Source organism: Nocardia sp. NPDC057227 (genome assembly GCF_042669725.1).
GTDB lineage: Bacteria > Actinomycetota > Actinomycetes > Mycobacteriales > Mycobacteriaceae > Nocardia > Nocardia asteroides_A.
On the sequence record NZ_JBHUXA010000002.1, the window covers coordinates 515,412 to 521,551 of the forward strand.

The following is a 6,140-nucleotide window of genomic DNA, read 5'->3' on the forward strand; positions in this document are numbered from 1 at the left end:
CCCGATCCGCACGGATCGGGGGCCGTTTCGCGCTGTGCGGGCCGCGGGCGCGCTAGACGGGGAACGTGACGCCCGTCAGCTCCTCGGAGACGGCCCAGAGGCGGCGCTGGATGTCGGCGTCGTAGGACTCCGGGCTCGAGGTGACCGGGCGGGGGTGTCCCTTGATCTCGTTCCGGCCACCGGGGCCGTAGTACTGCCCGCCGAGGACCGCGGGGTCGGTGGCGGCCCGCAGGGTGGGCAGCGCGCCCATCCGCGGCTGCTGGGTGATCAACGGTGCGAACCAGCTCAGCGGGGTCCGGACGAGCGCAGGGGTGTTTCTGGCGAGCTCGGTGTTCGACATGCCGGGGTGCGCGGCCACCGCCGCGGTGCCGCCGTGGCCCGCGAGCCGCCGCTGCAGCTCGTAGGTGAACATGAGGTTGGCGAGCTTGGACTGCCCGTAGGCGCCCGCCCTGCTGTACGAACGCTCCCACTGCGGGTCGTCGAAGTGGATCGCGGCCCGGATGCGGTGCCCGGTGCTGCTGACCGTCACCACCCGGGAGCCGGGCGTCGGCAGGAGCCGATCCAGCAGCAGGCCGGTGAGCGCGAAATGCCCCAGGTGGTTGGTGCCGAACTGCAGCTCGAAGCCGTCCCGGGTGGTCCGCTTCGGCGTGTACATCACCCCGGCGTTGTTGATCAGCAGGTCGATGCGCCGGTGCCGATCGCGCAGTGCGGCCGCGGCGGTGCGGATCGAGTCGAGCGATGTCAGGTCGACGGCCTGCACGGTGACGTCGCCGCCCATCCGCGCGGCGGCTCGCTTCCCCTTCTCCAGGTCGCGCACGGCCAGCACGACCGCCGCGCCGCGCTCCGCGAGCGCCCTGGCCGTCTCGAAACCGAGTCCGGTGTTGGCGCCGGTCACCACGGCCACCCGGCCGCGCTGCTCGGGAATGTCCTGCTCGGTCCAGTTCATCGGAGCCTCCTTATGTACCGTCGGTACGCTATGACTGCGACCATAAGGGACCGCCGGTCCACTGTCAATGGACCGGCGGTAAATAAGCTAGGCTGGCGCGCATGAACTTCCAGCGGGCGCGCAGTGCGGAGCAGCGGGAGATCCGGCGGCGGGCGATCCTGGACACCGCGGCGGCCATGCTCGACGAGATGCCGGTGGCCGAGGTGAGCCTCAACGAGCTGAGCCGCCGCGCCGGCCTGGCCAAGTCGGCGCTGTCGCGCTACTTCGAGTCGAGGGAGGCGGTGCTGCTCGAGCTGCTCGACCACTTCCTGCGGAGCTGGTTGGCGGAGTTGCCGGACGAGCTGGCCGCAGGCATCGACGCCGGCCTGCCCGCCGAGCGCCGCGCCGAGCTGCTGGCCGAGGTGCTCAGCCGCTCGCTGGCGGCACGCCCGGTGCTGTGCGGCCTCTTCGGCGCGCAGAGCAGCGTCCTCGAGCACAACGTCACCCTCGAGGTCGCCCGGCGGCACAAGCTGGCCTCGCTCGAGGCCCTGGCCACCATGACCGACCTGGTCCGACGGCAGCTGCCCGAGCTGGGCGACGGCGCGCAGGGGTTCTGCCTGCACGCCATGATCCTGGCAGGCGCGCTGTCGGCCTACTGCCCGCCGCCCGCCGTCGTGCTCGCCGTCTACGAGGCCGACCCCGCGCTGGTGCCGCTCGGCTTCGACCTGCGCGACGCCCTGCGTCAGGGCCTGGAAGCGGTGCTGCTCGGCACCCTGCCCCGCCCGAGCTGACGCCCGCGCCGCCGGGCCGTCAGTGCCGCGCTCAGCGCTCCGTTTCGGCGCCGAGGCGGTGCAGGTAGCCCGCGAAGCGGTCGCGGTCCTCGTCGGACCAGTCGGCGGTGAGCTCGGTGAAGATCCGCCGCTGCCACTGCTGGGCGCCGGTGAGCAGGCGGGTGCCGCGGGGGGTGAGGCGGAGGGCGGTGGGGCGGCGGTCGACGGTGGATTCGGTGCGGGAGACGTAGCCGTCGGTGCCCGCGTCGCGGACCATGCGGCCCGCGGCGGCGTGGTCGAGGCCGAGCAGGTGGGCGACGGTGGTGACGGTGGCCTCGGCGCCGTTCTCGGTGGCCGCGGCGACCGCCTCGACGACCTGGATGTGCTGGGTGTGCCTGAGCTCCTCGGGGAGCTGCGGGCCGGTGCCGTCGAGCCAGCGGCGGGACCAGAACCGGACCAGCCGGAAGAGGGCGGGCCCGCCGTCGGCGGAGCTCTCGTGATCGGCGACGGCGCTGCTCATGTTCTCCAGGGTAATGCGCCCTTGACCGGGGCGCGGAGCCGACGGAGCGCTTCGACACGACGATGCGGGCGCATGTCTCGCCGGGGGTGAACCGGGCTCAGCCGTGCGCGGTGCCGACCCGCCGCTTGCGCGGCGTCAGGTGCAGGTCGGGGAGCGGGGGCGCCGGGATGCGCTGGTCGGCGGGGTGCCCTGGCACCGGTCCGAAGCGGCTCACGTCGCGGGCCTCCCACTGCGAGCGGGCCAGCTCGATCTCCTCGTGGCTGCGGCCGACGAAGTTCCACCACATGACCAGTTCCTCGGCGAACGGCTCGCCGCCGATGAGCGCGAACCGAGCGCCCGCCGCGCTGCGCAGCACCACCTCGCTCCGGTCGGTGCCGAGGTAGAGCAGCGGCCCGGGTGCCAGCTCGACTCCGGCGACGGTGAGGTCGCCGTCGACCCCCAGCACCGCGTGCTCGAAGGCGGGGTCCAGCGGCAGCCGGAGCTCGGCGCCTGGCTCGACCCGCAGGAAGGCGCCGACGATCGGGGTGTAGGCCCTGGCCGGTGAGGTGACCCCGGCCAGCGTGCCGATCAGCACGGTGGCCCGCACCCCGGGCGCGGCGTACTCGGGCAACTCCCGGTGCTGCTCGAAGTGCGGGTCGACGCCCGCGCTCGCGCCGGGCAGCGCGATCCACAGCTGCAGGCCGTTGCCCGCAGGCGCGCCGGGCACGGCGTACTCGGAGTGCGCGATGCCGCGCCCCGAGGTCATCAGGTTCAGCTGGCCCGGCTCGATCCGGACGTCGGAGCCGACCGAATCCCGGTGCCTGATGGCGCCCTCCAGCGGCCAGGTGACGGTCTGCAGCCCGATGTGCGGGTGCGGCTCGATATCCGGCGGGGCGCCGGTGGTGGTCACCGTCGGCGAGCCGAAGCGGTCGAGGAAGCACCACGCCCCGACGGTCGGCAGGTCGCGCTGCGGCAGCACCCGCTCCACGAACACGCCGCGGACCCCGCCGAGCGGCACCTCGCGCTCGGGGTACAGCTCGGCCAGCGGACCCGGCCCCGCCGCCGGGGTGCAGACCTCGGCGGCGGGGTTCGGGTCCAGGTCGCTCATCGCGGGACGCCCTTGCCGATCACGTGGGCGTCGTACTCCGCGTGCTTGTCGAGGAACGCCTTGATGAACGGGCAGATCGGGCGGATCGTCCGGTTCCTGGCGATGGTGTCCTCGACTGCGAACTCGGCCAGCGCCTTGCCGAGGCCCTTGCCGCCGAACTTGTCGTCGATCTCGGTGTGCGTGAAGACGGTCTCGTCCCCGCGCTCCTCGTACTTCGCGAAACCGGCCTGCGCACCCTCGTACCGGACCGTGTAGCGCTGCTTGTCGTCCTCGCGCACGACCTCGACGGACTCCTGCGACATTGCCGTTCCTCCTTCTCGCGCCGACATCCACATCATGCCGGGCGGTCCGTTCTACCGCCCGGTCACTCCCGCCCGGCCGAGGTGAACGACATGTCCGCGTAGCGCGGCCCCGCGACCTGCGCCGCCACCGGCTCCAGCGTCGCCAGTTCGGCGTCGCTGAGCGGCAGCACCGCGGCCGCGGCGTTCTCGGCCAGCCGGGTCCGGCTGCGGGTGCCCGGAATCGGGACAACCGGCAGGCCGTGCACACCGGCACGGGAGTGCACCCAGGCCAACGCCACCTGGGCCGGGGTGATTCCGCGCTGCTCGGCGAGCTCCCGGATCGGGGCGAGCAGCGCGGCGTTGTGCGCCGCGTTCTCGCCCGAGAAGCGCGGCATGGCGCGGCGGAAGTCCGCGGCGTCCGGCAGCGTGCCCGCGTCGGCGAAGGAGCCGGTCAGGAAGCCGCGGCCGAGCGGCGAGTAGGGCACGAAGGCGACGCCGAGCTCGGCCGCGGCGGGCACCGCGGTGCGCTCCACGTCGCGGGAGAAGAGCGACCACTCCGACTGCACCGCGGCGATCGGGTGCACCGCGTGCGCGGCCCGCAGTTCGTCGCCGGTGACCTCGGAGAGCCCGATCGCGCGCACGGTGCCCGCCGCGACCAGCTCGGCCATGGCGCCGACGGACTCCTCGATCGGGACCGCCGGGTCGCGCCGGTGCATGTAGTAGAGGTCGATGGTGTCGACGCCGAGCCTGCGCAGGCTGGCCTGCACGGCGGAGCGGATGTATTCGGGGGAGTTGTCGATGCCGCGGAAGGTCGGGTCGGCGGGGTCGCGGCGGATGCCGAACTTGGTGGCGAGCACCAGCCGGTCCCGGTTGGCCCGGACGAAATCGGCGAGGAACTCCTCGTTGTGCCCGGAGCCGTAGATGTCGGCGGTGTCGAAGAGCGTGATGCCGAGTTCGAGCGCGCGGTCCAGGGTGGCGCGCGATTCGGTGAGGTCGGAGGCGCCGTAGAACTCGCTCATCCCCATGCAGCCCAGCCCCTGCACGCCCACCTCGATCCCGCCGAGCGTGGCGGTGGGCAGGGTTCCGCTGGTGGTCATACTGTCGTCCCTTCACAGTGCGTTCCGACCGTGCCCTCGTAGAGCTCGATCTTGTAGTCCAGAACGGCGACGGTCTGGTTGAGCTCCTCGATCCGGGCGAGCGCGTCGGCGCGGGTGCGCCGGAAGATGGCGAGCCGCTCCGGGATCGTCGACTCGCCCGCGCGCACCAGCTCGGCGTAGCGGACCATGTCCGCCACCGACATGCCGGTGGTGCGCAGCCTGCCGATCAGCTGCAGCCAGTCCAGGTCCCGCTCGGTGAACCGGCGCTTGCCGGTGTGGTCGCGGCCGACCGAGCTGAGCAGCCCGATCCGCTCGTACCAGCGCAGGGTGTCCCGGCTCAGCCCGGACCGCTCCGCCGCCTCGCCGATGGCGTACCCGGCCCGTTCGATCGTCGCTTCGGTCATCGCTGCGGCCTTTCCGAGGAACATCTCCGACGCTAGCCACCTGGAGTGCACTCCAAGCAAGGACGATTCTCGCCGGGTTTCGGCGCGGGCGCGCAACGCGACCTACCCTGGAGGCATGCCTGGTAAGGACATCGACCGGGTCAGGGCGCGTTCCGCCCTCGCCACGGTCAAGGAGAGCCCGGTGATCACCGCCATCGCGGTGGCACCGTTCATCGCCGCGCTCGGCGCGGTCTGGTGGCTGTTCGGCGGCTTCGCCGCGTTCGTGCTGCTCGCCGTCTTCGGCGTGGTCGCCGTGGTGAAGCTGCGCTGACGGTCAGCGCGGCACGTGGAAGTGCGTGAGCTCGCCGCTGCCCGGCCCGATCTCGGACCAGGGCAGCTCGAACTCCAGCACCGCCACCGCCGAGGTCGGGAACTTGCGCGCCAGCGCGACGGCGGCATCGCCGGTTCGGTCGGCGGCCAGCTCCCACGCCGTCTCCGGCATGCCGGGGAAGTGGCCGACCAGCAGCAGCGTCCGCACCGCGTCCGCGGTCAGCCGGACGAGCTCGATCAGCTCGGCCTCGTCCGCGTCGTAGATGCCGGATTCGTAGTGCGCAGGCGCGGCGATGCCGGTGGCCGCCAGGGTGGCGCGGGTGCGCAGCGCGGTGGAGCAGCGCACCTCGTCGACCGGCGGGAGGGTGGCGCGAATCCAGTCGCCCGCCAGCCCCGCCTCCCGTTCGCCACGGGCCGCGAGCGGGCGCTCGTGGTCGGCCACACCGTCCGGGTAGGCCGACTTCCCGTGCCGCAGGAGGATGAGGGTGCGCGCCATGGGAACACCGTAGACGCTCTCCGGTGCGAGACCCGGATCGCACTCGAGGCACACTGAAAGCGGCATCACAGTGCCGGGGGCCGCGAATGATCGTGTCCGCCTTCACGGTGGCGCCACTCCACACGCACACCCCGAGGATCAGCACACATGGCCTATGTAATCACGCAGCGTTGCTGTAACGACGCGAGTTGCGTCTCCGAGTGCCCGGTCGATTGCATTCGTCCGACTCCGGATCAGCCGGGTTTCGCGTC

10 protein-coding genes are annotated in these 6,140 nt (G+C 72.6%); 3 read left to right on the forward strand and 7 right to left on the reverse strand.

Going from position 1 to position 6,140, the window contains the following annotated elements; genetic code table 11:
* Positions 1 to 52 precede the first annotated feature (52 nt).
* A complete protein-coding gene (locus ACFUJ1_RS05800) occupies positions 53 to 946 on the reverse strand; it encodes an SDR family NAD(P)-dependent oxidoreductase (RefSeq protein ID WP_378642909.1) in 894 nt (297 codons plus the stop codon).
* Between the two features lie 101 nt (positions 947 to 1,047).
* Between ACFUJ1_RS05800 and ACFUJ1_RS05805 the strand changes: the two genes are divergently transcribed.
* Positions 1,048 to 1,716: a TetR family transcriptional regulator gene (locus ACFUJ1_RS05805; protein WP_378642912.1), complete on the forward strand. Its 669-nt coding sequence runs from the start codon at positions 1,048 to 1,050 to the stop codon at positions 1,714 to 1,716.
* A 31-nt stretch (positions 1,717 to 1,747) separates the two neighbouring features.
* Here the strand turns inward: ACFUJ1_RS05805 and ACFUJ1_RS05810 are convergent, their stop codons facing one another.
* The 5 genes from ACFUJ1_RS05810 to ACFUJ1_RS05830 all read right to left on the reverse strand — a co-directional run bounded on the left by ACFUJ1_RS05810 (position 1,748) and on the right by ACFUJ1_RS05830 (position 5,084).
* Positions 1,748 to 2,215: a MarR family winged helix-turn-helix transcriptional regulator gene (locus tag ACFUJ1_RS05810; RefSeq protein WP_378642915.1), complete on the reverse strand. Its 468-nt coding sequence runs from the start codon at positions 2,213 to 2,215 to the stop codon at positions 1,748 to 1,750.
* A 97-nt stretch (positions 2,216 to 2,312) separates the two neighbouring features.
* Positions 2,313 to 3,302 (reverse strand): pirin family protein, encoded by a 990-nt coding sequence (locus ACFUJ1_RS05815; protein WP_378642917.1) that lies wholly within the window; start codon positions 3,300 to 3,302, stop codon positions 2,313 to 2,315.
* Complete coding sequence (locus ACFUJ1_RS05820) at positions 3,299 to 3,604, reverse strand: GNAT family N-acetyltransferase (RefSeq protein WP_378642920.1); 306 nt, start codon at positions 3,602 to 3,604, stop codon at positions 3,299 to 3,301. The genes ACFUJ1_RS05815 and ACFUJ1_RS05820 overlap by 4 nt, the downstream gene beginning before the upstream one ends.
* A gap of 62 nt (positions 3,605 to 3,666) precedes the next feature.
* A complete protein-coding gene (locus ACFUJ1_RS05825; protein ID WP_378642922.1) occupies positions 3,667 to 4,680 on the reverse strand; it encodes an aldo/keto reductase in 1,014 nt (337 codons plus the stop codon).
* On the reverse strand, positions 4,677 to 5,084 hold the full coding sequence (locus tag ACFUJ1_RS05830) for a MerR family transcriptional regulator (protein ID WP_378642925.1): 408 nt from the start codon (positions 5,082 to 5,084) through the stop codon (positions 4,677 to 4,679). The genes ACFUJ1_RS05825 and ACFUJ1_RS05830 overlap by 4 nt, the downstream gene beginning before the upstream one ends.
* 115 nt (positions 5,085 to 5,199) lie before the next feature.
* On the opposite strand from ACFUJ1_RS05830, the gene ACFUJ1_RS05835 reads away from it, so the two are divergent.
* The gene (locus ACFUJ1_RS05835; RefSeq protein WP_233020652.1) at positions 5,200 to 5,394 is read left to right on the forward strand and encodes a hypothetical protein; all 195 of its coding nucleotides are present in this window, start codon (positions 5,200 to 5,202) and stop codon (positions 5,392 to 5,394) included.
* Positions 5,395 to 5,397: 3 nt separating this feature from the next.
* On the opposite strand, the gene ACFUJ1_RS05840 is transcribed toward ACFUJ1_RS05835, so the two are convergent.
* Complete coding sequence (locus ACFUJ1_RS05840; protein WP_378642928.1) at positions 5,398 to 5,889, reverse strand: SixA phosphatase family protein; 492 nt, start codon at positions 5,887 to 5,889, stop codon at positions 5,398 to 5,400.
* A 147-nt stretch (positions 5,890 to 6,036) separates the two neighbouring features.
* On the opposite strand from ACFUJ1_RS05840, the gene ACFUJ1_RS05845 reads away from it, so the two are divergent.
* Positions 6,037 to 6,140 (forward strand): hypothetical protein (locus ACFUJ1_RS05845; protein WP_378642980.1); only part of this gene is annotated, 104 nt, incomplete at its 3' end.

Coding starts and splice junctions, on each gene's coding strand:
- ACFUJ1_RS05800 (WP_378642909.1), bottom strand. CDS start 946: ATGAACTGGACCGAGCAGGACATTCCCGAGCAGCGCGGCCGGGTGGCC.
- ACFUJ1_RS05805 (WP_378642912.1), top strand. CDS start 1,048: ATGAACTTCCAGCGGGCGCGCAGTGCGGAGCAGCGGGAGATCCGGCGG.
- ACFUJ1_RS05810 (WP_378642915.1), bottom strand. CDS start 2,215: ATGAGCAGCGCCGTCGCCGATCACGAGAGCTCCGCCGACGGCGGGCCC.
- ACFUJ1_RS05815 (WP_378642917.1), bottom strand. CDS start 3,302: ATGAGCGACCTGGACCCGAACCCCGCCGCCGAGGTCTGCACCCCGGCG.
- ACFUJ1_RS05820 (WP_378642920.1), bottom strand. CDS start 3,604: ATGTCGCAGGAGTCCGTCGAGGTCGTGCGCGAGGACGACAAGCAGCGC.
- ACFUJ1_RS05825 (WP_378642922.1), bottom strand. CDS start 4,680: ATGACCACCAGCGGAACCCTGCCCACCGCCACGCTCGGCGGGATCGAG.
- ACFUJ1_RS05830 (WP_378642925.1), bottom strand. CDS start 5,084: ATGACCGAAGCGACGATCGAACGGGCCGGGTACGCCATCGGCGAGGCG.
- ACFUJ1_RS05835 (WP_233020652.1), top strand. CDS start 5,200: ATGCCTGGTAAGGACATCGACCGGGTCAGGGCGCGTTCCGCCCTCGCC.
- ACFUJ1_RS05840 (WP_378642928.1), bottom strand. CDS start 5,889: ATGGCGCGCACCCTCATCCTCCTGCGGCACGGGAAGTCGGCCTACCCG.